This is a genomic window from Lentisphaerota bacterium, from assembly GCA_016873675.1.
In the GTDB taxonomy this organism is placed as follows: domain Bacteria; phylum Verrucomicrobiota; class Kiritimatiellia; order RFP12; family JAAYNR01; genus VGWG01.
The window spans coordinates 1-24,570 of record VGWG01000041.1 but is presented as its reverse complement, the minus strand read 5'-3'; the positions used below and the strand labels follow the sequence as shown (position 1 = coordinate 24,570).

Genomic DNA, 24,570 nt, shown 5'->3' with positions numbered 1-24,570 from the left:
GTTCCTCCCACTGTTCGTTGACGCGGTCCGCCAGGGCTGCGGCCGATTCCAAGCCCGTGGCGTCCACCCAGACGACCTGCGCCTGATGCCGAAACCACGTCTCCTGCCGCTTGGCGAGCTGGCGCGTGCGGATGACCGTGCGCTCGACCGCCTCAGCACGGGTCAAGTGACCGTCAAGCCACGCGCCGGCCTCGGCATAGCCGATGGCCGCGCGGGCGGTCTCCGACCCAATCGGGAACCGGGCGCGCAAGGCGCGAACCTCTTCGGCTAGCCCGTTGTCAAACATCCGTTCGGCGCGCTCGCGAATGCGGCGATGCAGGATCGGCCGGGGCATACGCAGCCCCACGACCAGCGGCACGGGACCCTGACCGGCAGGTTTTTCGACGGCGCCGCCCCCCGCATCGAGACGCTCCAAGGCGCGGATCAGGCGGCGCGGATTGAGCGGGTCGGCCAGAGGATCCAGCGCGTGTGGATCGCGCGCCAGCAAGGCGCGCTGCAATGCCGGTATCCCTTCCGTTTTCAGAACGCCCTGCCAGCGCGCGCGGGCTGCACCGTCGGCCGCAGGCGCGTCGAGACCGGAGAGGAGCGCCCGGATGTAAAGCCCGGTGCCGCCGACGACAATCGGAACGCCCGCAGTTGGCGCGCGGAACGCTGGCGTCACGGCCCGCACCCAGGCACCCGCGCTGTACGATTCGGAGGGATCGGCCAGATCAATGCCAAAATAGGGGACCGCGCCGCGCTCTCCGGCGGACGGCTTGGCCGTGCCGATGTCCATGCCGCGATAAACCAGCATCGAATCGGCCGAGACCACCGCCGCGCCTCGGCGTTCCGCCAGAATCTGGGCCACGGCGCTCTTGCCGGTCGCCGTCGCGCCGACGAGAATGAAGGCCGTGGGCCGGTGCAAGCCGATAACACTGTCTGGTCGTACAGGGATCTGCATGGATAATCGTCTCCCACTCTATCTTCTTGAACGCATCATACTGCAAACCTCTCCACCTGTTCAACGGCAATTTTCGTGATTAATCAGATTTATCACTGACGTGCGAAAATCATCAGAATGTGCTTGCTTTTCATCACGGAATAATGTACGAATATCGTACAACAGTGCATATCCTCTTTAGAAGAACGGAGAGGCGTTCACAACCGGCACATCTACGGAACACATCAGCCGCAGCAGGGAGATTCGGATGCCTAAGAAAGAAGCAAGCGATGTCAACGGTTTTGGCGAACGCTTGGCGACGTTTCGCAAGGCGAGAGGTTTCACACAGAAGAAACTTTCCAGCGAGATTGGCGTATCCCGTCGGATGATTGCTTATTACGAAGGTGAGACCCGACATCCGCCGACAACCATCTTGCCGCGCCTAGCGCAGGCGCTCGGCGTTTCGGTTGATGACCTGCTCAACGTCCATGGCCGACGTGACACACCCAATCGGTCGATGAGCAGCCGCTTGCATCGCAAGCTACAGGAACTGGAGCAACTCGGCACACGTGAGAAACGCCAAGCGTTACGACTGCTGAGTCAGTTCATCGCACGCGAGTATCTCAAGAGGCAAACATGAGCAAAACCACCACCTATCAGATTCCGAAAGAAAACGCGGGCCAAACCGCTTTTGTTCGAGAAGTCTATCACGAAAATGATATGCGCATCATCGAGGGGGATTCACGCCTGGCGCTAGCCACTATTCCGGACAATGTGTTTCAGTGCTGTGTCACGAGTCCACCCTATTGGGGATTGCGCGATTACGGAATTTCCGGGCAGATAGGCGCGGAGAATGATCTAGACGTCTACATAGCCGATCTAGTCGGGATCTTTCGGCAAGTGCGTCGAACGCTTCGGGAAGATGGCACGCTCTGGCTCAACATCGGAGATTCGTACACCAGCGGCGACCGCCGTTGGCGCGCGCCGGACAAAAAGAACCCTGGCCGGGCTATGAGTTATCGGCCGCCGACCCCGAAAGGTCTCAAACCGAAAGACCTGATCGGCGTGCCCTGGCGGCTGGCTTTGGCATTACAGGCGGACGGGTGGTTTCTCCGATCAGATATCGTCTGGAACAAGCCGAACTGTCAACCGGAATCCGTGAAGGACCGCCCAACCCGGGCGCATGAGTATGTCTTCCTGATGAGCAAGTCAGAGTCGTATTTCTATGATTTTCAGGCGATCCAAGAACCGTCGGCCAACGGTGCCGGACCAAAGAACCGGCGCACGGTCTGGAATATCAGCACAAACGGATTTCATGGTGCGCATTTTGCGGTCTTTCCTCCGGAACTCGTGCGTCTATGCATCCTGGCCGGATCGAAGCCTGGCGGCGTGGTGCTCGACCCGTTCTTTGGATCGGGCACGATCGGTTTAGTGTGCCGGGAGTATCAGCGCCAGTGTCTCGGTATCGAGTTAAACCCGGGGTACGTGAAGATAGCACTCGACCGGATCGGTCACATCGCGCCGACGTTGCCGCTCTATCCGGTTGCGAACAACCACTGACCATGTACCGTGCAAAGGCTCTTGCGGAGGTGACGAATCTGGAGTTTCCGCTCTGATCCGGCGTCGAAGTAAAGTTCGAACTTCAGTTCGCCTTCGGCGTCCCTGACGCGGCAGTAGCCAGGTCGGGTCTCCTGTTTGGTCTTGCGCTGGATTTCGAGTTGCCCATGTTCGGCTTCCTGCAACAGGGCCTTCGGGATCTCGACCAACTCGTACCGCCAGCCCTCGGGACTCTTGGTCAGGCATCGCAGCGTGAATATCCGCTCGTAAGCGTCCATGTGCCGAAGGAACAGGTTGCGGAGTTCTCCGAGACCGCTTGCGGTCTTGGGCCAACGTCCCTTGCCCAGCTCCATGAACTTCGAAATGTGGATTTCATGTTCCTTGATGCCTTTGTCAGCTTGGGTCTTGAGCGAACAGGATACCCCTTCAATGGTGATGTCATGACCGCGGTTGGTGCGCGAGGCGGCAAGTGACGCCGTTCTTCCGGACAAATTGAGGGTCTTTTCGAACGCGTATTCGAAACGGTCCTTCGAAAGCGCCTCTTTCGAGAAGCAATGATGAATGCGCAGCACGTCGCCGAAATCGTGCAGAAATCGGTCATCCACGATGTCGGAGTCGCAGTGGCGCTCGATCCTGAGGAACGGTCGCCGAAACTGGACGACGACGGTCTCGATCAGGCGAAGCTGCTGCTCCGTGAGTTCGCGAAGCGCAATCGCCAACGTATCGATTCGCGCCATGATTTGAGTTGTTGTCATGTGTGCGCCCTTATTGCAGCGCCTGCGGTCGGCTCCATCGTGCGCGAAACCACACGCCCCTCCGGCGGCAGATCGGCGCGGGTCTTGCCGCAGGCACCGAGCACCTGGTCGGTCGTGCGGAAATGGCACTTGCAGGCCCGCAGCAGCGCCTCGACGCCGTGCTTGCGAACCAATTCGACGGCCGCGGCGCGCACCTGCTCGGAGGCGCCCTTGGGCGCGGTGATCCCCATCTCGGTGCCCAGGCGCAGCAGGCCGCGGAGGAACGCCTCGCGCGCCAGCACCGAGGCGGCGGCCACCGCGATGTCCGATTCCGCCTTGTGGCGCTGCTCCAGAATGATCGATCGGCCTTTCTTCATGAGCGCCCGCTTGATCACCTGTTCGGATCCGAACTGGTCGGCCACCGCGCGCGGACAGTCTGCGACCGTCTCCAGCAGATTCTCGATGCAGCGGGCATGCGCCCAGGCGAGCAGGCTGTTGACGTTGCGGAACTTGGCGTAGAGGCGGTTATACGCCTCCGGACCAATCGCGACGAGCGTGTAGCGATTGCGTCCGAGCAGGTCGCGCAGCCGCGAGCCAATCGCCAGCACCTGCTTGTCCGAAAGCTGCTTGCAGTCCTTGACGCCAATCTCCTGCATGGTCTTCGCCAGGTCAGGGTTCACATAGGCGGCGCAGGCCACCAGAGGCCCGAAGAAATCACCCTTGCCGCTCTCGTCAATGCCCATGTGCGGAGACACCGCCTCGGGGTGCAGCACCTCCTCGTAGCCCACGCCCGCCGCGCCCAGCACGACCGGTTCCAGATAAAACAGGACGAAATCCTGCGCCCCCTTGCCTTGCACCAGACACTTGCCGCTGGTGTAGAGGTTGATGTGGCAGTTGGGCCCTTCGACCGCCACGACGGTGTGGGGGACCTTGCAGGGTTTGTAATTGCCCAGGGCGACGAGCTCTTTCAGGAGCCGCTGCTGGTCGCCGGTGAGCGTATAGGTGAACGAGGTCTTAAGTGGCGTCGTCATGGTTGTATCGGCGTCAGGGGCACTTTGAGGACGATGAGGTTGCGCTTCATCAAGTCTTGCGTAAAGGTGATGGCCGCCTCGCGGGTCTCCTCTTCCGAGCGGTTCATCTGCTTGCGCACGGCCTCGGCGATCTGACCGAGAGTCCGCACGCCGTCAATTTGCCGCCAGAAGAATCCGCCGTGTTCATCCAGAATGATGCGCGCGATTCGTTCACGGCCGAGAAACCGGCCCAAAAGCCGCGCATAGCGCATGGGCACGGGCATCGCGCGCACCAGAACCACCGCGCCCGACGCCCCGGTCTCCTCGTGCACGCCCTCGGCCGCCATCAACACCGCCGCAAAAGGGTCGCGGGCGGGCTTCGGCCGGGCCGGCTGCGCGCCCGTATTCGACTTCGTCTTCCGTCTCCCAAACATGCATCCGCCTTCCTGTGTCCAAGGATCGGACGGGATAATAACAAGAATCGGGAGGATGGTATAGCCGGTTTTCAGTCCAGCCAGCAATTCGGGCGCATGGCAGTTCTGATGAGGGTTACTTAATCGTAATCATAATCGTAATCGTAATCATAATCGTAATCGTAATCATAATCGTAATCTTGCTTTGCTCCTGCATGTGATCATAAAATGTCACCCGTGAAAACGGTTTTTGATCATGAGAAGCTGACTGAGGCGCTTGCAAAACCTCCCTTCGTCGGTTCTGCAAGCGCCGTATTCAGAAGCCAGAATTCAGTATTCAGAATCGTAACCTTCTCACGGGCAACGTGTTCTATTATTCTGACTCCTGACTCCTGTATTCTGACTTCTGTATTCTGACTTCTCTCTTGCAAACACCCCAGAGGGGGTTTTGCAAGAGCCTCGACTGTTTATCAGGAGTCGGTCAGATAAGAAGCTGCTTGCGCAGGCTGAACCGGGAAAAGAGATCCTCGTTCGAATTGTCTCCATGCTGGTCGGATTGATCCGCAGCACATCCCCTGATCGTGTGCATGAGCCGGGAGCCGTCTACGAGCCGGATCGGCAAAGGGCGGGGGATTACGATTACGATTACGATTAGGAATTAACGACCTCATCAGAACTGCCATGCGCCCTATCGGGGCGAATTCCCATTTAACAGTGGAGAAGCCGGTGCGGTTGGGTTATTATGGTGTGCATACCACCGGGGTTTCTTCAGAACGAGGGAGGCGCTTGCAAAACCTCCTTCGTCGGTTCTGCAAGCGCAGGTTTCAGAAGCCAGCATTCAGAATTCAGAATGGGAACGCTCTCACGGGCCGCGTGTTCTCATAGTCTGACTCCTGTATTCTGACTCCTGACTTCTCTCTTGCAAACACCCCGGAGGGGTTTTGCAGGAGGCTCGAGGGATTATGGCACACACATCAGCACAGCATGCGGCGCGGTTACGGGCGTTTCTGGCAACGGATTATCACGGCATGTACCGCGAGCCGGGCGGGGAGATCGGCCTGCCGTTTCTCACTCCCGGCAGCGCCCAGTACTGCGATGTCCTGTGGGACTGGGACTCGTGGCTCACCAACGTGGCGCTGCGGCAGATCGTCGCCGCCACGAACGATCCCGCCGAGCGTGAAACGCTCGCGGGCTATGAGAAGGGGTGCATCCAGAACTGGCTGCTCTATGCCCGGAAACACAGCGGCTGGATCCCCATCTGGATCAACCGCTCCGGCAATGCGGCGCCTGCGGATATCTACGCGCAGAACATGCACAAGCCCTGCCTGGCCCAGCATGCCGCGTTTATCGTGCAGCAGGCGGGTGGTGATGCCGAGTGGCTGCGCGAGGACCTGATGTATCTCCAGTACTTCGTCAACAACTACCGCAATCACCACCGCCACGCGTGCGGACTCTACTTCTGGCAGAACGATGCCGCCATCGGCGTTGACAACGACCCCTGCACCTTTGGCCGGCCGCCCCGCAGCAGCGGCTCGATCTATCTCAATTGCCTCATGTATAAGGAATTGCTGGCCATGGCCTACCTCCTGGACCGGGTGGGGCTGGATGAAGTCGCCGCCCAGTACCGGCAGGACGCCGACGCGCTGCGCGAGGCCGTCCGCGAGCATTGCTGGGACGAGCGCGACGGCTTCTATTACAGCGTCGATCTGAATCTGACGCCCGTCGCGAGGCAGCGGAGCGCCGCGCACTCGGGTCAGCCCCGGGACTGGCCGTGCCTCATCCAGCGCATCGGCGTCTGGTCCGGCTTCCTGGCCATGTGGGCGGGCATCGCCACGCCCAGGCAGGCCAAACGGATGGTGCGGGACCATTACCGCAACGCGGCCACATTCAACGCGCCGTTCGGCGTCCGGACGCTCTCCAAGATGGAGAAGATGTATAACCTGCGCGCGTCGGGAAACCCGTCGTCCTGGCTCGGACCGGTCTGGGGCATCTCCAATTATCTGACGTTCCGCGGCCTGGTCACGTGCGGGTTTGAGGACGATGCCCGCGAGCTCGCGCAGAAGACGATCGCCCTGTTCGGCGCGGATCTGGAAAAGACGGGCGCGCTGCATGAATATTACCAGCCCGAGAACGGCGCGCCGATCCTCAATCACGGTTTCCAGAACTGGAACTACCTCGTCGCGAATATGATGTGCTGGATGGATGGCGGAACCCCGGTCGCGGAGTTCTGAAGAGAAGTCAGAATTCAGGAGTCAGAATAAGGGTACACGTTGCCGGTGAGAGGGTTCCCATTCTGAATACTGAATACTGGCTTCTGAATACGGCGCTTGCATAACCGACGAAGGAGTTTATGCAAGCGCCTCACGGGAAAGGTGGAGACAGGCATGACGAAACGACCCTTCATTCATGACGATTTTCTATTGGAGAATGAACCGGCGCAGACGCTTTACCACGGCTATGCCGAGGCGATGCCGATCATCGACTACCACTGCCACCTGCAGCCGCAGGATGTGGCCGAGGACCGGCGCTGGGAGAACCTGACGCGGGTGTGGCTGGGCGGCGATCATTACAAATGGCGGGCGCTGCGCACGAATGGCGTGGCCGAGCGCCTCATCACCGGGGATGCATCCGACCGCGAGAAGTTTGCCGCGTTCGCCGCCACCATGCCCTACCTGCTGCGCAATCCGTTGTATGATTGGTCGCATCTGGAGCTGTCGCGCTATTTCGGGATCAGCGACCTGCTCGATCCCGCCTCGGCCCAGGCGATCTGGGACCGGGTCAATCCGCAGCTTGCCACGCCGGCCTGTTCGGCGCGCGGCCTGATGACGCGCAGCGGCGTGAAAGTCGTCTGCACGACGGACGACCCGACCGACACGCTCGAACATCACCTGAAGGTGGCGCGCGAAGGGTTTGGGGTACGGATGCTGCCGACCTGGCGCCCCGACAAAGCGCTGGCCCTGGATCGCTCCGCATTCTGGAACGCCTGGATGGATGCGCTGGGCGCGGCCGTCGGCACCGGGGTGCGGACTTGGGACGACTGCCTCTGCGCACTGCAGAAACGCCACGATTTCTTTTCCGCCGCCGGCTGCCGCCTCTCCGACTATGCCGTGGAGACGGTCTACGCCGCACCCTACACGGAAGCCGGCGTGCGCGCGATCTTTGCCAAGGCTCGCAGCGGCGGGACGGTCACCGCCGGAGAGATCGAACAGTTCCGTTCAGCCGTCCTGTTCGAATGCGGCAAAATGGATGCGGCGGCGGGCTGGACCTGGCAGATCCATTACGGCCCGCTGCGCAATACCAATACGCGGATGTTTCGGGCGCTCGGCCCCGACACCGGGTTCGACTCGATCGGCGACTGGCCGGTGGCACAGGCCCTGGCGCGGCTGTGGGATCGGCTCGATCAGATCGACGCCCTGCCCCAGACCATCGTCTACACGATCAACCCGCGCGACAACGAACTCCTCGCCACCATGCTCGGCAGCTTCCAGCGCGGCCCCGTGGCAGGCAAAATGCAGTTGGGCAGCGGCTGGTGGTTCAACGACCAGCGCGACGGGATGCTGCGCCAGCTCGAGGCGCTCTCCCAGCTCGGGCTGCTGAGCCGCTTCGTGGGCATGCTCACCGACAGCCGCTCATTTCTCAGCTACACCCGCCATGAATACTTCCGCCGCATCCTCTGCAATCTCCTCGGTTCCGACATCGCCGCCGGGCGTATTCCCAACGACATCGCGTGGGTTGGCGAGATCGTTCGGGACATCTGCTACCGCAACGCGGCGCGGTATTTCGGCTTTGGCGAGCAGGGGGGAAAGCAGGGGCGTGAAAAAGTTTAAATCCAAGCTTGATTCTTTGGCAACGGAAGCGCAAAATCAATTCTTTTTTGGGGTCCCGGCGCGGCCTGGCCGATGTGTCGCGGCGCCCGTTTCGCTCCGGGCCGTTGATGCCCCAATCGGCGTTCTGTAAGGATGGACATGTCAAAACAAGCTGTTGACAAGATTCTGGTGATCAATTCGGGAAGCTCGTCCCTGAAGTTCATGCTCTTCAGCATGGCTACCGAGACCATGATGGCCAAAGGCCTCGTCGAACGGATCGGCATGCCCAATGGCAATCTCGCCTATCAGCGCGACGGCGAAGCCAAGACCGAGCAGACCATCCATGCCGAGAATCATGGCAAGGCCCTCGCCCTGGCTTGCCGCATGCTGGTCGATCCCGCCTGCGGCGTCATCAAGGCGCTCACCGAAGTGGACGCCATCGGCCACCGTGTCGTGCACGGCGGCGAGAAATTTTCGGCGGCGGTCATTGTGGATGATGTGACCAAGGCCGGGATCGGCGAGTGCAGCCCCCTCGCGCCGCTCCACAATCCGGCCAACCTCGGCGGCATCGTCGCCTGCGAAACGGTCTTCCCGGACACGCCCAACATCGCGGTGTTCGACACCGCCTTCCACCATACGATACCCAAGCACGCCTTCCTGTACGCCATTCCCAGCGCCTATTACGAGAACCTCCGCATCCGCAAATACGGATTTCACGGCATCTCCTATCAGTTTGTCGCCGCCGCCGCCGCCCAAATCATCGGCAAGCCGCTGGAGCAAACCCGTTTGATCATCTGCCATCTCGGCAACGGGTCGTCAATCGCCGCCGTGGCCGGCGGCAAGTCGCTCGATACGACCATGGGCATGACCCCGCTGGCAGGCCTCATCATGGGAAGCCGCTCGGGCGATCTCGATCCCGCTGTGGTTCTCTACCTCGCCCGTGAGGGTAAGCTCTCGCTCGACGAGATCGACACGCTCCTCAACAAGCAGTCGGGGCTGCTGGGGTGCGCGGGCACCGGATCCGGCGACATGCGCGAGCTGGTCGCCGCCGCAGCTGCCGGCAAGGAGGTGGCCGTGACCACGCTCAACATGGTGGGCCACCGCGCCGCGCTCTACATCGGCGGCTATTACACCCTGCTCGGCGGCGCCGATGCGATCATCTTCACCGGCGGCATCGGCGAGAACTCCTTCCCCGCGCGCGAGGCGATCATCACCCGCCTCGCCGCCATCGGCTGCCGGCTCGACCCCGCGCGCAACCAGGCGACCAATTTTGGAAAGTCAGGCCCCGTCTCCACCGACGATTCCTCCCTGCCGGCGATTGTCATCCCTACCAATGAAGAACTGATGATTGCCCGCGAGACTTTCGCCATCCTCTCCCGTCAAGGACACTGACCCATGCAACTGCTCGAACGCCTCACCCCCGTCGTCAGGGCCGCCCGCAAAACCATCGTCCTCCCCGAAGGCCACGACCCCCGCGTCATTACCGCCGCGATCCAGGCCAAGACCCGCGGCCTCTGCGCGCCCGTCGTCCTCGCCACCCCAGCCGAGCTGGCCGCGGCGGAGGCCCGGGCAGGCGGAACCCTCGCCGCCCACGGCATCCCGTGCATGGACTACACCGCCTCGAACCTGCTCCCCGCGCTCGCCGTGGCGCTTCATGCGCGCCGAAAGGCCAAGGGAATGACGCTCGAGGAGGCCTCGGCCACCCTTTCCTCCAAGCGCCTCTTCTTCGGCAATATGCTGCTCGCGTGCGGCCATGTCGACGGCCTGGTCGCCGGCTCGATCGCCTCGACCCCCGACATGCTGCGCGCCGCGTTCACCTGCGTCGGAACCGCCCCGGGTATCTCCCTCGCCTCGGGATGCTTCCTCATGGACCTCCCGCGCCCCACGCCCTCCGGCGACGATGTCCTGATCTATGCCGACTGCGGCGTCAACATCTGCCCCACCGCCGACGAGTTGGTCGATATCGCCCAGGCCACCGCCGCCACCTGCCGCTCCCTGCTCGGTAAACGGCCCAGGCTCGCGTTCCTCAGCTTCTCGACCAAGGGATCGGCCAAGCATCCGCTGGTTGACAAGATGCGAGAGGCCATGGAAAAGACGCGCGCGCGTTTCGCCGCGATCGGTCTCGACGCCGTCGTGGACGGCGAGCTCCAGGCCGACGCCGCCCTCGTGCCGTCCGTGGCCGCCTCGAAAAACCCGGCCGGCACGATCGCCGGCGACGCCAACGTCCTGATCTTCCCCGACCTCCAGGCTGGCAACATCTGCTACAAGATCACCGAGCGCCTCGCTGGCGCCATCGCCTACGGCCCGATCCTCCAGGGCACCGGAAAACCCGTCAACGACCTCTCTCGCGGCTGCACCGCCGACGATATCGTCGGCGTGATCTGCATCACCATCTGCCAGGGGCTGGCGTAGGGGCGCATGGCAGTTCTGTTGAGGTTACTTAATCTTCATCTTCCCCACACTCCCACACTCCCACTCCCACACTCACACTCCCACACTCTCCCACACTCTCCCACTCTGTCGCTAACCGACTACGGCGAAGCTTGTCCCGGGATTGCCGAATTCGCCCCAGATATGGTATAATGGCGGGCAATGAGCAATTTCAGGCACTGCGCGTTATCTCGTCTGGCCTGCCGGGTTCCCGTGTTTGCTGCCGCAAGCGCCCTCCTTCTCAGTGCGCGCCCGCTGCCGGCCGGCGAAAGCGGGGGGGCGTGCTCTATGCGGCGGACGCCGAGATCGCCCGTTTCGAGGCTTCGGCCCGAGCGGCGGACGGCGAGGTCCGCGTCTCCTGGCAGACCACAGCCGAGCTCGGCGTGGGGGCGTTCCGCGTGATGCGCCAGCGTCCCGATCAGGCGCCCGAGCCGGTCGGGTCCGGTTACGTGCGGGCACGGGGCGACGAAGCGGGCGGATCCTACGAACTGGCCGACCCGCTCGCGCGGGCCGGCGACTCCGTGCGATACGACCTGCTGATCGTGTCCCGGCATGGCGCGGACCAGCCGGTGGCCGCGTGGGAGGGCCTCATCCAGACAGCCGCCGCGCCGCGCAAAGTTCCGTCGGCCACCCTCGCCTCCGTGATCGGGACGCAGGCCTTGGCTGCTGACGCGCCGCCGCCCAAGTCCTGGATCGGGACCGGAGACCGCGTGCGCGCCTGGACCAACAGCGTGCCGGCGGACCGTGTGCGCCTGAGCCTGCGGCACGAGGGCCTCTACCGCGTGACTGCCCAGGAACTCGCGACGGCCGGCGGTTGGAACGCCGCCGCCGTGGCGGCGGCCATCGCCGGCACCAACCTCGCGCTCGCCTGCTAGGGCGCCCCCGTCGCCTGGCTCGCCGACGGCGACGCGCTCCTCTTCCACGGCCTGCCCGCCGCCTCGCGTTTCGCGCCCGAAAACGTCTACTGGGTCTCCCAGGCGCCCGGCTTGCACATGGCGCCTCTGGCGATGACGCCACCCGATCCGGTCATGACGAATGCGTGGTTCACCGATGCGATCACGCTCCAGGGCACCACCTATCTCTCCCGCGTCTCCTTCAGCTCGTTGGCCGATGCCCCGGCCTCGTATCTCGCTTTCAATCCGGGGTTTCTGCTGGGAAGGGATGGTTCTCGTGTCGTGCAAATCAATGCGCCACTCGATGACTGTGCAACGAACCTATGGACCGGCTCGGTCACCGTCAATCTGATGTCCGTCTACGAGGTGGAAGAGTCGTTGGATGCACACGTGGCGCAGGTGTCGGTTGGCGGCAAAATACTCGGGCCGCCGGCGACATGGCCGGGCGAGCAGTACCAGGCCTTCACCTACCCATTCTCATTCACCAACCTGACGGGCAATGCGGCTGTTTTGAAAGTTGAAAATCTCGCCACGGAGCCAGCGGAATCCGTGGCGCTCTACGATTACACCCGGTTTCTCTGCATGTCCTGTACGTTCACGTATCCGCGCCTCTACCGCGCGCGCAATGGCGCGCTGCGCTGCACCGGCGGGGAGAGCAACACGGTGGCGGTATCGGGATTTGCCTCCAACGATGTCGCGGTGCTGGATGTGACCACGACCCACGCGCCGGTGGTTGTGGAGCCGGTTACGCTCACGCGCGACGGCGCGGCCTCCAATTGGATCGCGGCCTTCCCCTGCGGCGGCAGCGGACAGGTCTATCAGGTTTTTTCCAAGTCCGCTGGCGTCCGGCAACCCGCCGTACGCGGTGTGCGCGACGTGGACTGGGAATCGTCGGCCCACGCCGCCGACTACGTCATGCTGATTCCGCCCGAGGGGTGGTGCGTCGGCTTTCGCGCGGCGCTCCAGGATCTGGCCGCCTTCCGCAATGCGCAAGGGTTGCGAACGGTGATCGTGGATGTCGAGTCCCTCTACAATCGCTACAGTTTCGGGCTGGTTGATCCGCTGGCCATCCGCGCTTTCTGTGCGACCGGTCTCACCGCCTGGGGAGAACGCCCCCTGCGCTACCTCCTGCTCGCCGGCGCCGGCGCGCTCGATTTCAAGCATCAGCGATTCTCGGTCAACGATTACACGGCCTGCCTGATCCCCACAATCATCGCCGGGCAGCGTTTCAACAATGGACTGGGCATGACTGCGGCTCTTGACGCGGCGCTGGGCGATGTGGATAGTGACGGACTCGCGGACGTGGCCATCGGCCGCCTGCCGACCACCCGGACCCAGGAGGTGGCCCTCGCGGTACAAAAGACGAAAGCCTACGAAGGGGCCTGGCTGCGGCGCGACGGCACGCTGGCCAAGCGCTATGCCGCTGTGGCCCCCGATTGGTCCGACAATCCCGATCCGAACAAGGACTACCCGTTTGACATCGCCACCGACAAGCTGATCGCGCCGCTTCAGGCCGCAGGCCGGACGTTCGTCTCCAACTACCCCCATGCGAGCGACCCCAGCAACTTGATCATCGTGAAGACGAACAGCTTGATTCCGGCGCTGAAGGCGGGTTCGGGACTCTTTCATTTCTTCGGACACAGCAACAAGTCATCCATCGGTTTTGATCCCCGGAAACTCTTGAGGGCCAGCACCACCGTGTCGGTCAATGACATTAAAGCGAGCAACTGGACGAATCCGATGATCGCCGTCATGATCGGGTGCCAGGTCAATGTGTGGCAGTTTCTGACCTCGTCCATAACCATCATCCCTTATGGATTGTTCGAACCGAACACCGGGTTTGCGGCCGCGATCGGCACGACGGGGTTTTTCCTCGATGACGAGGGGGACGTGGTGGGCGTGGATCTCTATTCGCAGGCGACGGCGGACGGCACCGTGCGGCTGGGCGATGTGCTCCGCCTTGGGGTGCGGCGGGCGGCGCAGAATCCGCTGATTTCAAGCCGCCCCGGTGTCAGGGAGCGGTTGATGTGTTTGAGTCTTTCAGGCGACCCGGCGCTGGTCTTCCGCCACGACGTGACCGCCCGGGGCACGGAAGTCGCCGGACTGGTGCAGTATGGCCAGTTAGCCCCCAACGCCGATCTCGCCGATCCGGATCTGGATGGCTGGCGAACCTGGCAGGAGCTTCAGGCCCGTACCGACCCCACCAATTTCGTGCTCCGGATCACGGACGCGCGCCTGTCCAATGGCGAACGCCGGACAATCGCGTTCGAGGCGGCGTCGAACCGCACGTACCACATCGAACACAACGCATCCCTGCTGGCCACGGACGACTGGCAGGCCGTCTCCTGGGCGTTCACAAACGCGACGGACTGGGCTGCGCCCGGGACAGCCATCGCACCCCAGGCGCCGCTCTCCACCGTGGCTGTTCCGGTCTCCACCGTCACGACACAGGGATTCTACCGCTTGCGCAGAATGGATTGAGCGATGACGTACCTCCAGAAGAAAGACGTGGTGGCCCGCTCGGTGGCCGGCGAGCATCTGCTGATCCCCGTGCAGGGGTGTACCGCCAGCGTGTATACCTTGAACGGCGTCGGCCGATGGCTCTGGGCGCTGATTGAGACCCCCCGCACGGAGGAGGATCTCGATGCGGCGATCGTCGCACGGTATCACATTCCGCGCGAAACGGCCTGCGCGGACGTGCGGCGATTTCTGAGTGATTTGACGCGGATGGGGCTGGTGGAGAAACAGGGTTGAAAAAATCAGATATTCCTCGAATGAAAGGTTGACAGCAACGGCCGGGGTGGTTTAAAATGGCCCCCTAAATGGGAGAACGTGTATGGGCTGGCAAGATCGTGCTAGAGAGTATAGTGGCGAAGAGTACGTCGCGCCCGAGGTGAACAAACTCGACTTGGACGGCGGTGGCAACTATGTCAGTCCGGCTTTGGCTTTGACAGGCAGCGAGAAACTGGGAGGCCCCGGCAGCGTCGGCACACTGGAGTCAACCAAAGAGTTGTGAGATCAGGGCGTGGAATTGACGCCTGTGTGAATGTCTGTCGGCGCCCCGGGCGCGTTGTCTTGAGTTGATCGCACACGGTACAGGGACTTGACGTCTCACCGGTCACTGCCATGAAGGATCCCAATCTGTCGCTTGCCGACGTCCGTTTCTCACTCACGGGCGATTGGAATGAGTCGGAGTTCCCACGTTTCTTCGCACCCTTCTGGATTGCCGCCGACGGCGCTGACCTCGACTGTGCGGTCTCCTGCCGCGGCCCGGACGACGCCGTGATGGCGGTCCCCCTCGCCCCCGACGCTCCGTGGGAGTTTACGGTGCGCGGGCGCTCCTGTGAGGTGATCCGACGCAACCGCGCAGGCGAGACCCTCTGGCACATCGCCGCGCCTCTCACCTTTGAACAGGCCGAGGTGTCTTGGAATCCTCGGCTTTTCTCCGATTATTATGAGTCCTATGAGCGGGCATGGGGCAGCAGTTTTGGCGTGGCCATGCTGTGCTTGCGCCTGCGCGCGCATGGCGGCCTTGTCCTCCACGGCAATGCGGCGGTTGTGGATGGTCAGGCCATTCTGTGCGTGGGGGTCTCGGGCCGCGGCAAGAGCACCCTCGCGCGGCTGCTCGATGCCGCAGGCGCCACGGTGTTGACCGACGAGCGCCCGGTGCTGCGGCAGTGGCCGCCGCCCGCAGCGGGCGCAGCGCCGGCACGGACCTTCCGCGTCTACGGCTCGCCCTGGCCCAGTTCCGCCGGTTTCGCCCGCAACGCATGGGCGCCGCTGCGCCGAATCTACTTTCTCGAACACGGCGCCGAGAACCGTCTGACGCCCCTCGCGCCCCGCGAGGCCTTCAACCGCCTCGTTCATGTCGCCACCATCCCCTGGCAGGACCCTGTGCTGTTCGATCCCTGCCTCGCCACCGTTGATGCGCTGCTGGCCGCCGTACCGGCCTCGATTCTGGCCTTCCGACCCGATGCCTCGGCCGTGGATCTGCTGCGGCGCGACCTGGCCGCCGACAGGGGAGGCGGCGCATGACGCACCCCCCCCGTTTGCGCGCGATGGCCGCCGCCTGCGGACGCGCCCTGCGCCTGGCCTGGCGGAGTTCGCCCCGTCTGGCGCTCCTCCAGACGGGACTGGTCACCCTCCTCGCGCTCCTGCCTCTCTTCGCCTTGTATGCGCTCAAGCGGGCCGTGGATGCGGCGGCGGCGATTGTGCAGGCGCCGGATCAGCGCGGGCTGGGATTGCAGGATTTTTGGGCGCGTCTGGCCGACGATCCCGCCAGCCGCGCGGTGGTGATCTGGTTCGTGGCCGGGGCCGCCGTCATGGCGGCGCTCGCCGGTCTGCGGACGCTCCTTGCCTGGGTGGCCGAGCAGCACGCCATGGCCGTCAGCGACCATGTCCACGGCCTCCTGCATCGCAAGTTGTCCGAGGTGGATCTCGCCTTCTTCGAGAACACCGGCGAGCAAAATCGCCTCCATCTGGTGCAGGAACAGGCGATGACCCGCCCCGTCGGCGTTTTGAGCGGCCTGTACCAACTCATCCAGAGCGCCGTGGGGCTCCTCGGCGTGCTCGCCCTGCTCGCCGCCTTGCAGCCGCTGCTGGCCCTGGCCCTGGCGCTCGCCGGCCTGCCGGGCCTGGCGCTGCGGCTGCACCGGAGCCGCCGGCTGTATGACTGGCGCCGCAGGCTGACGCCGCTCGAGCGCGAGGCCGGCTATTTCCACCGGTTGCTCACCACCGGCGAATATGCCAAGGAGGCGCGTCTCCACGGCCACGGGGATTTCTGCCGCCGGCGTTTTGATGCCGTCCGCCAGCGCCTGCGGGCGGCGCGCCTGGTCTGGCGCAAGCAGGTGCTCGGTGAGGAGTTGGCGATGCAACTGCTCACGCTGGTGGTGGCCGCCAGCCTGCTCCTGTGGATGTCCGGACGGCTCCTGGCCGGCGGCATCACGCTGGGCGCCCTGGTGATGTATGCCCAGGCGGTGCAGCGCGCCCAGGGACTCGTCGGCGCGCTGGTGACAGCGCTGGTCGACATGCACCAATCCGCCCTGTTTCTGACGGCCTTTGATGAACTGCTGGGTCTGCCCGCGCGTGTGCAGGCGCCTCCGACGCCGCGCCCGGTCCCCTCGCCGGTTCGCGCGGGGCTGGTGTTTGAGAACGTCAGCTTCGCCTATCCCGGCACCGGCCGGCCCGCGCTGCACGGGGTCTCGTTTACGGTGCATCCCGGCGAGCGGCTCGCGCTGGCGGGCGCCAACGGCGCCGGCAAGTCCACCGTCGTGAAACTGCTGGCCCGGCTGTACGATCCCACCGACGGCCGCATTCTCGTGGACGGCATCGACCTGCGGGATTTCGATCCCGTGGCCTGGCGCCGGCAGGTGGGCGTGCTGTTCCAGGATTTCGGCCGGTATCAGCTCACCGCCGCCGAGAACATCTGGATCGGCGATCCGAGCGGTTTCCCCGAAGACCCCCGTGTTGCCGCCGCAGCCAGCCGGGTCGGGCTTGACGACACCGTGCGACAGTGGCCGCAGGCGCTCGCCACGCCGCTCGGCCGCTGGCTCCACGAGGGCGTCGAACCCAGCATGGGCCAGTGGCAGCGCCTGGCCATTGCCCGCGCCGTTCTGCGCGACTCCTCCCTGCTCATCATGGATGAACCCACCAGCGCGCTCGACACCCGGACCCAGAACGACATCTGCCGCCTGCTCCAGGACGCCGCCGCCGGCCGCATGACCGTGATCGTGAGCCACCGGCCCGAACTGCTGGCGTTTGCCGACCGCGTGATCGTGCTCGAAAACGGGACGGTGACGGAACGCGGCTGGACGGCTGAGGGCTGTTCATAGAGGAGGTGCAACATGCGCATTCTAATAACGGCGGGGCCGACCCGCGAGCATCTCGACCCGGTGCGCTTCATCAGCAACCGCTCCACCGGCAAGATGGGTTTCGCTCTCGCGGAACGCGCGGCCGCGCGGGGTCATGCGGTCACGCTGGTCGCGGGGCCGGTCGCCTGCGACACCCCAGCCGGCGTCCGCCGCATTGACGTGGTGAGCGCGTGCGAGATGCTCGATGCGGTCCGCCGCGAGCTGGCCGCCGCCCAGGCGCTGATCATGTGCGCGGCCGTGGCCGACTGGCGTCCGAAACGGCCCAGCCCCGTCAAACTGAAGAAGCGCGACATGGCGCCTGTCCTCGAACTCGAGCCCAATCCCGACATCCTGCTGACCCTGCGGCCGAACAAGGGCGAGCGTCTCTTCGTCGGCTTCGCCGCCGAAACCGGCGACCCGCTCGCCGAGGCGCAACGCAAACTCGTCGCAAAGGGGTTGGATCTGCTCGTCGCCAATGACGTCTCCCGGTCCGACGCGGGTTTTGCCGTTGACACCAACCGCGTCACGCTGCTGGCCCCCGGCTGTGATCCCGAGTGCCTGCCATTGCTGACCAAACACGCAGCCGCCGACCGCATCCTCGACCGCCTGGAGCGTCTACACCCCCTGAACCCTGAACCCTGACACCTGACACCTGAACCCTAAACCATGCAGACCTTCCGTTGGGGAATCCTCGCACCCGGCCGCATCGCCGGACAATTTGCCGAAGCCGTGACCGCCCTTCCGGACGCGGCCGTGGCGGCGGTCGGCTCGCGCGACCTTGGCCGGGCCGAGGCATTCGCCGCCCGCCACGCCATTCCGCGTGCATACGGCAGTTACGCCGCGCTCGTGGCCGACCCGGATCTCGATGCCATCTACGTCGCCTCGCCGCACAGCTACCACCGGGATCATGTCCTGCTGGCCCTGGCGGCGGGCAAACCGGTGTTGTGCGAGAAGCCGCTGGGCGCGACGCTGGAGCATGCGGCCGCCATGATCGCCGCCGCGCGCCGCGCCAACCTGTTTCTCATGGAGGCGCTGTGGACGCGCTTTTTGCCCGCGCTGTCTGCGGCGCGCGGCTGGATGGATGCCGGTCGGATCGGCCCGCTGCGACGCCTCGATGCCGATTTCTCCTTTCGCTGCGGCTGGAACCCCGAGTCGCGCCTGCTGAATCCCGAGCTCGCGGGCGGTGGCCTGCTCGATGTCGGCGTCTATGTCCTGTCGCTCGCCCAGTGGGCCTTCGGCAGCCTGCCCGACCCGGCGGCCAGCTCCGCCGCGATCGGCAAGACCGGCGTGGACGAACAGGCGGCGATCATCTTCCAATGGCCGGACGGCGCCCAGGCGGTGCTCACCTGCGGCGTGCGGACCCCCGGCACCGCGCACGCGCGGCTGGCCGGTACCGACGGCAGCATCGAAATCCCATCCTTCTTCAGCGCCCAGGAGGCCATCCTCCGCGCGGGCGGCGCCGAGGAGCGGGTCCGGACGCCGCACCTCAAGAACGGCTTCGAGTACGAGATCGCGGAGGCGATGGCCTGCATCCGCAAGGGCCTTCTGGAAAGTCCCGTACTCCCGTGGCGCGACACCCTGCGCCTGGCCGAAGTGTCGTCAGGCCTCATCGGTCAGTGGGGCGTCCGCTATCCGTTCTGACGCACTCCGAATCACGCCCGGAGCGCGGTGCGCGCGGCCTCGCAGTCGGCGCGGATCTGCGCGGCGAGAGCGGCGGGGGAGGGGAAGACGCACTCATCGCGGATGCGCGCGATGAAGGCGATGTCAATGCGGGCGGAGTAGAGGTCGCCGGCGAAGTCGAAGAGGTGGACCTCGAGGATCGGGCTGGGGGTCTGGGCTTCGGGGAAGGTGGGACGGAACCCGAGGTTGGCGACGCCTTCAACCGGACGGTCGCCGATCGCCGATCGGACGGCGTAGACGCCGATGGGGGGGAGAACTTCGGCTTCGGGCTGGATGTTGGCGGTCGCCATCCCAAGCGTGCGGGCGACGCCGCGGCCATGCCGCACCGTTTCACAGATCGCGTAGGGCCGTCCCAGCATGGTAGCGGCCGCCGCAAGGTCGCCGGATCGAATCGCCTCTCGGATGCGGGTGCTGGAGACGGCCTGATCCGCGTGGCGCGCGGCCGGGACGATCGTCACAGCGATGCCGTGCGCGCGCAGCCAGTCGGGTGTGCCGGCGGCGTGCCTGCCGAATCGCCAACTGGCGCCGCAGCAGACGGCGCTTACGGGCCGGCACGGGCCGTCGGTGATCTGCGCGATGAAGTCGGCCGGCGTGCAGTCGGCGAGTTCCCGCGTGAAGGGGATCATCAGGCAGCCGTCAATGCCGGCGGCCCCGAGCAGGCCGAGGCGGTGTTCGATCGGGGTCAGCAGCGGCGGCCGCCGCTGCGGATCAAGCACGGCGAGCGGGTGCTGGTCGAAGGTCAGCGCCCACGCCTGGCCGCCCGAGGCCCGGGCCTGCACAATCGCGGCGTCGAGCACGCGGCGGTGGCCGAGGTGGACACCGTCAAAGAAGCCCGCAGCAAGAACGACCGGGGCCGCAAGGCCGCGAAAAACATCGGGTTGGATCAGCGTGTGCATCGCGTCACGAGGGCCTCCGGCGTCGGGTGTAGAAGCGCATGCGCAGTGAGGGCATAAGGGTAACCGATGCGCCGGCAGGATGCAAGGGCGGGATCATCAGCTTTCAGCATTTCAGCTTTCAGCTTTTCTCTTCTCACAGTCCGCGCAGGCGGGCCGTCGCAAAACGCGTCCGTCCCGACCAGTCGTTGCAAATCGCGACATCGCCAAACCCGTGCGATTCAAGAATATCGCGCACGGCGGGCCCCTGATCATCGCCGATCTCGTAAAAAAGACACCCGCCCGGCTTGAGCACCATGGCGGCATCCCGGGTGATCGCGCGGATGCAGGTCAGACCGTCCGCTCCACCGTCGAGCGCCGCGAGCGGCTCATGGTCGCAAATCCAGCGATCAAGCGTCGGCACTACGCCGCTGGGGATGTAAGGGGGGTTGGACACCACGGCGTCGATGCTGCCGGCCCGAAAGGCGCCGCATCCCGATCCCTCGCGAAAATCAACCCATGCCGCGAGGCCGCAGCGGTCGGCGTTCTCGCGCGCCAGTTCGAGCGCGTCCGCGCTGCTGTCAATCGCCACGAGGCGCGCCTGAGGCCGCTCCTGAGCCAGACTCAGCGCGATGCAGCCGCTGCCGGTGCCCACGTCGACCACCCGCGGCCGTTCGTTGCGCCAGAGCGCAGGTGTGGCCAGGACGTGATCAATGAGCTGTTCCGTCTCAGGCCGGGGAATCAGCGCCCGGCGATCGACCGTGAGCGTCAATCCGCGGAAATCCCACTCGCCGAGCACATACTGGACCGGTTCGCCCGCCGCTACCCGTGCCAGCCCCCGGCGCAAAGCCGCGGTGCGCGCGGTGCCAACCGGGAGCGGCAGAAAATCATGAAGCCCGAGCCGGGGCGCACCCAGCAATCGCCCGGCAAGCAGTTCGCACACCACCCGGGGTGACGGGATGCCCTTGCGCGCCAGATAGGCGCTGCCCGCATCGATCAGCTCCACCAGCGGCTGACCGCCGGCATCCGGCCGTTCTTCATTCTGCTGCATAAGAGGCGATGCCGCGCACGGCCAGAATTTCACCGAAGAAGACGCAGTGATAATCCCGCGATGGATAGTTCGCCTCGATGGTCGGGGATTGGAAGCCCTTCGGATCCAGAAACTGCGCGTGCATCGTGCTGCATTCGAAAACCAATTCCGCCTCGGCAAACGTTGGCGCCGCAACCCGCTTGGCCGCCACCGGAGTCAGCCCCGACTCCGCGATCTTGTTGCCGTCTTTTCCAGACTTGGAGCCTAGGAGTTGCAGCGCGTCACGGCAGGCCGGACGGAAGGCGCTCAGCGTGAAGGTCGGGAACGTCTTCATGAACAGGTACGTGTGACGCTGCGGCCTGCAGAAGACTTGCACGAAGGGCTTGTTCCAGACCGTGCCCAAACTGCCCCAGGATACGGTCATGGTATTGAAGCGCCCAGCGGCGAAATCACCGGATGTCAGCAGCAACCACTGCTTGTCAAAAAGCGCCATCGGGTCGATCCGCAACGAGCCGGGATTCAAATCATGCAGCACAGGCTTTTCCATCGCGTGATTCCTTGTTTGCTCCCTCTCCCTCTGGGAGAGGGCCGGGGTGAGGGTTGCGGGCGCAAGCCCGCATTAGAAAGGCATCGGCTCGTCTTCGGTTGGCGCGGGCTCGGTTTCGTTGTGGGTCACCGACTGGCCCTTCCCGTCCAGTTTGTCGATCTGGAACGCCTGAAGGTCTACAAAATACCGCTCCCCGTTCTTGGTGCTCAGACTGCCGCGGATGTCAAACCGCACTTTGACGCGGTCGTTCGGCGCGAGCCCCGCCAGCAGCGCGCACCGCTCGTTCACGGTCTGGAATTTGATCATCTGCGGGAACCGCTCGTCCTCGGTCGTGATGACAAACTCCCGCTTCGTGAAACCGCTGGCAAAGGTCATCGGCTCCATCACGACCTTGACCGTGCCGATCAGCTCAAAACTTGTGGACATGGCGCGCCTCGCTTAGTGTATGGAAGAAATGCAGTTGGGGCCATTATGCCAGAAGACCCGCCACGGGACAAGGTGTAATCGGTCAGCGCCGTATTCAGAAGCCAGAATTGAGTATTCAGAATTGGAACCTTCTCACGGGCAACGTGTTCTATTATTCTGACTCCTGACTCCTGTATTCTGACTTCTCTCTTGCAAACACCCCAGAGGGGTTTTGCAAGAGAGAAGTCAGTTCTTGTAGAACAAATACAGGCCCACCGGGATCTTGCTCTCGTCCATTTCACTGCCCGGCTTGAGCAGGCCGTGGGAATAGAGGAAATAGGTGTCGGGTGCCTTCCACTTGGCGCCGCAGATCTCGTAGACCCGGGTTCCCGCGCGGATCGGGCCGATCCGCTTGTAGCCGACCAGCACCCGGGTGCCGCGCGGCAGCGCCGCGATCGCCGCCGCGCTGAGTTCCGAGCCGCTGAAGCTGCCGCCCGCCGGGTAGATATAATAGGTCGTGTCGAGCCGTGTTTCCTCCCCCGCAAAATCGGCGGCGGTCTTGCCGTCGGTGCCGATGGTCTTGAAGGATTCCACCGGCTCCGCGTCGGCGCACGCCTCGTTCAACAGGACCCGGGTTCCGGTCGGAATCGCCCCCCAGGCACGGATTCCATTGCCGGTCCGCCTGGAACCATCCGGAAACACGTAGACCGTGTTGGTGCTGTTGTAGGCGTCCCGGGCGATGTCCCATGCCGTGCGTCCCGGGCCGATGACGGTGGTTTCCTCCGCTGTGTATTTTGCCAGCGCCTGGTCCTGCTGCGCGGCCGATCCGAAGAGCACCTGCGCCAGATAGGGGTCGGCATTCACCAGCCGGCGCGCGCGGACGTCGGGGTCGAACCGCGGTTGCGCCGTGAGGTTCAGCTTCTGACGCACCGCCCAGGTTGCAAATTGCATGCCGCACCGTTTGCGGCCCCGGTGACTCCGCTTGTGAAAGCGGTTGGGCGCGCCATACGCCACCATCGAATGCGGCAGCACCCGCTCGTCTGGAATCTTGTAGATGCTCTGGATCTCGCCGATCAGCGCCGCCAGCGTGATCGTTTGCTTCGCCGTCATCGGCTTGTTGTGATAGCCGACAACTTCGATCCCGACCGCGAAATCATCGACCTGCGTCCTGCCGTTCCACATGCTGCGGCCGCAGTGAAAGGCGATGCGGCGATGGTCAATGACCCGGTAGACCATGCCGTCGGTGTCCACAACATAGTGGATCTCCCCGCGCTCGCTCAGCTTGTTGAGGGCGCTCTTGGCCGGCGCCTCGGTGGTGTGCAGGATGATCAGCGTGGTGCTCCTGCGCACTTCGCGTTCGCTGTTGCGCGGGCTGCGATAGGCGTTGCTGAATGTGAATCCGCAGGCGACGAGTGCGGCTGCCGTGATGCTGGCGAGTCGCGCGAGGCGCAGCGAGGTGAGGGGCGCCCGCCGCACAGGCCCTGCCGGGGCATCGCTTCGCGTCGGCTCCGGCCGTGTGCATGGGCGCCTGCGGATGCGCGACCAGCGGCGGGTCTCCGTCGCGTCTGCAGGGTCCGATGGAACGGCGCCCCCCCGGAAACTCGGCCATCGGCTATCCATCCGTGTCGTTCCTTGCCAGCAGGTTCTGAGCCGTCATTTCGGCGGGAATCGGCAGCCCCAGCAGCGCCAGCGCCGTCGTCGCGATGTCGCAGAGCTTGCCCGATGCGGCGAGGCGCTTCCCCGGCGCATCCCGCGCCACGTAAATGCACTCCACCTCGTTCAGCGTGTGGCTGGTCTTGACCATCCCGGTGACGTAGTCGAGCATCTGCTCGGCGTTGCCGTGATCGGCCGTGATCAGGATGTGAGCATCCAGCTCCAGAAGCCGGGCGACAACCGTGCCGACACACGCGTCCACGATCTCCACCGCCCGCCGCGCGGCGTCCAGAACCCCGGTGTGCCCCACCATATCGCAGTTGGCGTAGTTGACCACGATGAGCCCGTAAGGGTTGTGCTCAAGCCGCTGGAGCAAAGCCTCTGTCACGGGGTAGGCCTCCATCTCGGGATGGAGCGCGAAGGTCGCGGGATCGAAGCGACTGGGCACGTCCACCTGGTCTTCGCCCGCCGAGGGCTGCGTCGACTTGCCGTTGAAGAAGCTGGTGACGTGTCTGAACTTCTGCGTCTCCGCGATGCGCAACTGACGCAATCCCGCCGCGCTTACCACCTCGCCCAGCAGATGCTCCATGCCGCCGTCGCCGCCCATCGCGCCCAGCAGGTACTCGGTGAATTCGTCCCAGTAGCGGGTGAAGCCGAGATAGGCGACCCGGGGGCGCGCCTTGCGTTTCCCCGCATAGCCGTCCAGCACGAAGGCCTGCGTGAGCTGGATGGCGCGGTCCTGCCGATAGTTCGTGTGCATCACCGCGTCGCC

The 24,570-nt window shown here is 64.4% G+C and carries 23 protein-coding genes; 13 read left to right on the top strand and 10 right to left on the bottom strand.

The genetic code is table 11. The features are described 5' to 3' along the window. The coding region (miaA, locus tag FJ222_07010) for a tRNA (adenosine(37)-N6)-dimethylallyltransferase MiaA (GenBank protein ID MBM4164173.1) at positions 1–940 on the bottom strand (940 nt) is incomplete at its 3' end. Between the two features lie 247 nt (positions 941–1,187). Here miaA and FJ222_07005 point away from each other — a divergent pair. Together FJ222_07005 and FJ222_07000 are read left to right on the top strand one after the other, a co-directional pair. Beyond that, a complete protein-coding gene (locus FJ222_07005; GenBank protein MBM4164172.1) occupies positions 1,188–1,559 on the top strand; it encodes a helix-turn-helix transcriptional regulator in 372 nt (123 codons plus the stop codon). Continuing rightward, positions 1,556–2,479, top strand: coding sequence for a site-specific DNA-methyltransferase (locus FJ222_07000; protein MBM4164171.1), 924 nt, complete (start codon positions 1,556–1,558; stop codon positions 2,477–2,479). The genes FJ222_07005 and FJ222_07000 overlap by 4 nt, the downstream gene beginning before the upstream one ends. Here FJ222_07000 and FJ222_06995 read toward each other — a convergent pair. From FJ222_06995 to FJ222_06985, 3 genes are read right to left on the bottom strand one after another with little or no spacing between them, the layout of a single operon-like run. Beyond that, positions 2,455–3,216, bottom strand: coding sequence for a restriction endonuclease (locus FJ222_06995; GenBank protein ID MBM4164170.1), 762 nt, complete (start codon positions 3,214–3,216; stop codon positions 2,455–2,457). The genes FJ222_07000 and FJ222_06995 overlap by 25 nt on opposite strands. Before the next feature lie 11 nt (positions 3,217–3,227). Beyond that, positions 3,228–4,241, bottom strand: a complete 1,014-nt coding sequence (locus FJ222_06990; protein MBM4164169.1) for a ribonuclease HIII — start codon at positions 4,239–4,241, stop codon at positions 3,228–3,230. Then, positions 4,238–4,654: a PqqD family protein gene (locus tag FJ222_06985; GenBank protein ID MBM4164168.1), complete on the bottom strand. Its 417-nt coding sequence runs from the start codon at positions 4,652–4,654 to the stop codon at positions 4,238–4,240. Before FJ222_06985 ends, FJ222_06990 begins: the two co-directional genes overlap by 4 nt. A gap of 941 nt (positions 4,655–5,595) precedes the next feature. Between FJ222_06985 and FJ222_06980 the strand changes: the two genes are divergently transcribed. The 11 genes from FJ222_06980 to FJ222_06930 all read left to right on the top strand — a co-directional run bounded on the left by FJ222_06980 (position 5,596) and on the right by FJ222_06930 (position 19,252). Then, a complete protein-coding gene (locus tag FJ222_06980; protein ID MBM4164167.1) occupies positions 5,596–6,864 on the top strand; it encodes a glycoside hydrolase family 37 in 1,269 nt (422 codons plus the stop codon). 153 nt (positions 6,865–7,017) lie between these two features. Further along, positions 7,018–8,460, top strand: a complete 1,443-nt coding sequence (uxaC, locus tag FJ222_06975) for a glucuronate isomerase (protein MBM4164166.1) — start codon at positions 7,018–7,020, stop codon at positions 8,458–8,460. Positions 8,461–8,598: 138 nt separating this feature from the next. Beyond that, positions 8,599–9,831 carry an acetate kinase gene (locus FJ222_06970; GenBank protein MBM4164165.1) on the top strand — a complete coding sequence of 411 codons (1,233 nt, stop codon included), beginning with the start codon at positions 8,599–8,601 and terminating at the stop codon, positions 9,829–9,831. Between the two features lie 3 nt (positions 9,832–9,834). Further along, positions 9,835–10,851: a phosphotransacetylase gene (locus FJ222_06965; protein MBM4164164.1), complete on the top strand. Its 1,017-nt coding sequence runs from the start codon at positions 9,835–9,837 to the stop codon at positions 10,849–10,851. 299 nt (positions 10,852–11,150) lie between these two features. Next, the gene (locus FJ222_06960) at positions 11,151–11,744 is read left to right on the top strand and encodes a hypothetical protein (GenBank protein ID MBM4164163.1); all 594 of its coding nucleotides are present in this window, start codon (positions 11,151–11,153) and stop codon (positions 11,742–11,744) included. Between the two features lie 117 nt (positions 11,745–11,861). Continuing rightward, complete coding sequence (locus FJ222_06955; GenBank protein MBM4164162.1) at positions 11,862–14,243, top strand: hypothetical protein; 2,382 nt, start codon at positions 11,862–11,864, stop codon at positions 14,241–14,243. A 3-nt stretch (positions 14,244–14,246) separates the two neighbouring features. Beyond that, positions 14,247–14,516, top strand: coding sequence for a PqqD family protein (locus tag FJ222_06950; GenBank protein ID MBM4164161.1), 270 nt, complete (start codon positions 14,247–14,249; stop codon positions 14,514–14,516). Between the two features lie 372 nt (positions 14,517–14,888). Further along, a complete protein-coding gene (locus FJ222_06945; GenBank protein ID MBM4164160.1) occupies positions 14,889–15,797 on the top strand; it encodes a hypothetical protein in 909 nt (302 codons plus the stop codon). Next, the gene (locus FJ222_06940; GenBank protein ID MBM4164159.1) at positions 15,794–17,593 is read left to right on the top strand and encodes an ABC transporter ATP-binding protein; all 1,800 of its coding nucleotides are present in this window, start codon (positions 15,794–15,796) and stop codon (positions 17,591–17,593) included. The genes FJ222_06945 and FJ222_06940 overlap by 4 nt, the downstream gene beginning before the upstream one ends. Positions 17,594–17,605: 12 nt before the next feature. Further along, on the top strand, positions 17,606–18,253 hold the full coding sequence (locus FJ222_06935; protein ID MBM4164158.1) for a phosphopantothenoylcysteine decarboxylase: 648 nt from the start codon (positions 17,606–17,608) through the stop codon (positions 18,251–18,253). 24 nt (positions 18,254–18,277) lie between these two features. Next, positions 18,278–19,252 (top strand): Gfo/Idh/MocA family oxidoreductase, encoded by a 975-nt coding sequence (locus FJ222_06930; protein MBM4164157.1) that lies wholly within the window; start codon positions 18,278–18,280, stop codon positions 19,250–19,252. A gap of 11 nt (positions 19,253–19,263) precedes the next feature. Here FJ222_06930 and ribF read toward each other — a convergent pair whose 3' ends face one another. From ribF to FJ222_06900, 6 genes are all read right to left on the bottom strand, one after another. Further along, positions 19,264–20,187, bottom strand: a complete 924-nt coding sequence (gene ribF / locus FJ222_06925) for a riboflavin biosynthesis protein RibF (GenBank protein ID MBM4164156.1) — start codon at positions 20,185–20,187, stop codon at positions 19,264–19,266. 133 nt (positions 20,188–20,320) lie between these two features. Continuing rightward, positions 20,321–21,214, bottom strand: coding sequence for a peptide chain release factor N(5)-glutamine methyltransferase (gene prmC / locus FJ222_06920; GenBank protein ID MBM4164155.1), 894 nt, complete (start codon positions 21,212–21,214; stop codon positions 20,321–20,323). Beyond that, complete coding sequence (locus FJ222_06915) at positions 21,201–21,740, bottom strand: flavin reductase family protein (protein MBM4164154.1); 540 nt, start codon at positions 21,738–21,740, stop codon at positions 21,201–21,203. The genes prmC and FJ222_06915 overlap by 14 nt, the downstream gene beginning before the upstream one ends. Before the next feature lie 72 nt (positions 21,741–21,812). Then, positions 21,813–22,166 carry a DUF3127 domain-containing protein gene (locus FJ222_06910; protein ID MBM4164153.1) on the bottom strand — a complete coding sequence of 118 codons (354 nt, stop codon included), beginning with the start codon at positions 22,164–22,166 and terminating at the stop codon, positions 21,813–21,815. Positions 22,167–22,391: 225 nt separating this feature from the next. Continuing rightward, positions 22,392–23,765, bottom strand: a complete 1,374-nt coding sequence (locus FJ222_06905) for an N-acetylmuramoyl-L-alanine amidase (protein ID MBM4164152.1) — start codon at positions 23,763–23,765, stop codon at positions 22,392–22,394. Continuing rightward, positions 23,758–24,570: 2,3-bisphosphoglycerate-independent phosphoglycerate mutase (locus FJ222_06900; GenBank protein MBM4164151.1), on the bottom strand; the 813-nt coding region annotated here is incomplete at its 5' end. The genes FJ222_06905 and FJ222_06900, both read right to left, overlap by 8 nt.

Coding starts and splice junctions, on each gene's coding strand:
- FJ222_07005 (MBM4164172.1), top strand. CDS start 1,188: ATGCCTAAGAAAGAAGCAAGCGATGTCAACGGTTTTGGCGAACGCTTG.
- FJ222_07000 (MBM4164171.1), top strand. CDS start 1,556: ATGAGCAAAACCACCACCTATCAGATTCCGAAAGAAAACGCGGGCCAA.
- FJ222_06990 (MBM4164169.1), bottom strand. CDS start 4,241: ATGACGACGCCACTTAAGACCTCGTTCACCTATACGCTCACCGGCGAC.
- FJ222_06985 (MBM4164168.1), bottom strand. CDS start 4,654: ATGTTTGGGAGACGGAAGACGAAGTCGAATACGGGCGCGCAGCCGGCC.
- FJ222_06980 (MBM4164167.1), top strand. CDS start 5,596: ATGGCACACACATCAGCACAGCATGCGGCGCGGTTACGGGCGTTTCTG.
- uxaC (MBM4164166.1), top strand. CDS start 7,018: ATGACGAAACGACCCTTCATTCATGACGATTTTCTATTGGAGAATGAA.
- FJ222_06970 (MBM4164165.1), top strand. CDS start 8,599: ATGTCAAAACAAGCTGTTGACAAGATTCTGGTGATCAATTCGGGAAGC.
- FJ222_06965 (MBM4164164.1), top strand. CDS start 9,835: ATGCAACTGCTCGAACGCCTCACCCCCGTCGTCAGGGCCGCCCGCAAA.
- FJ222_06955 (MBM4164162.1), top strand. CDS start 11,862: ATGGCGCCTCTGGCGATGACGCCACCCGATCCGGTCATGACGAATGCG.
- FJ222_06950 (MBM4164161.1), top strand. CDS start 14,247: ATGACGTACCTCCAGAAGAAAGACGTGGTGGCCCGCTCGGTGGCCGGC.
- FJ222_06945 (MBM4164160.1), top strand. CDS start 14,889: ATGAAGGATCCCAATCTGTCGCTTGCCGACGTCCGTTTCTCACTCACG.
- FJ222_06940 (MBM4164159.1), top strand. CDS start 15,794: ATGACGCACCCCCCCCGTTTGCGCGCGATGGCCGCCGCCTGCGGACGC.
- FJ222_06935 (MBM4164158.1), top strand. CDS start 17,606: ATGCGCATTCTAATAACGGCGGGGCCGACCCGCGAGCATCTCGACCCG.
- FJ222_06930 (MBM4164157.1), top strand. CDS start 18,278: ATGCAGACCTTCCGTTGGGGAATCCTCGCACCCGGCCGCATCGCCGGA.
- ribF (MBM4164156.1), bottom strand. CDS start 20,187: ATGCACACGCTGATCCAACCCGATGTTTTTCGCGGCCTTGCGGCCCCG.
- prmC (MBM4164155.1), bottom strand. CDS start 21,214: ATGCAGCAGAATGAAGAACGGCCGGATGCCGGCGGTCAGCCGCTGGTG.
- FJ222_06915 (MBM4164154.1), bottom strand. CDS start 21,740: ATGGAAAAGCCTGTGCTGCATGATTTGAATCCCGGCTCGTTGCGGATC.
- FJ222_06910 (MBM4164153.1), bottom strand. CDS start 22,166: ATGTCCACAAGTTTTGAGCTGATCGGCACGGTCAAGGTCGTGATGGAG.
- FJ222_06905 (MBM4164152.1), bottom strand. CDS start 23,765: ATGGATAGCCGATGGCCGAGTTTCCGGGGGGGCGCCGTTCCATCGGAC.